General features: G+C 46.0%; 1 tRNA gene and 1 rRNA gene. Both read right to left on the minus strand.

The window, feature by feature from the left end:
* Positions 1-102, minus strand: a 5S ribosomal RNA gene (rrf, locus tag LEQ07_RS19905); the annotation flags it as partial.
* 11 nt (positions 103-113) lie between these two features.
* A tRNA-Gly gene (locus LEQ07_RS19910) sits at positions 114-187 on the minus strand.
* Positions 188-226 lie beyond the last annotated feature (39 nt).

Here is a 226-nt window from a genome sequence, read left to right on the forward strand (position 1 = left end):
ACTCTCCCAGGCAGCTTCCCACCAAGTACCATCGGCGCTAAAGAGCTTAACTTCTGTGTTCGGAATGGGAACAGGTGTATCCTCTTTGCTATAATAACCACATAATCTTTATTTGGAGCGGGTGAAGGGGATCGAACCCTCACAGCCGGCTTGGAAGGCCGGAACTCTACCATTGAGCTACACCCGCATATATTTTGAGTTAGTACTCTAAAAACTGAATAACATT

It is taken from the genome of Paraclostridium sp. AKS73 (assembly GCF_025671395.1).
GTDB classification, from domain to species: Bacteria; Bacillota; Clostridia; order Peptostreptococcales; family Peptostreptococcaceae; genus Paraclostridium; species Paraclostridium benzoelyticum.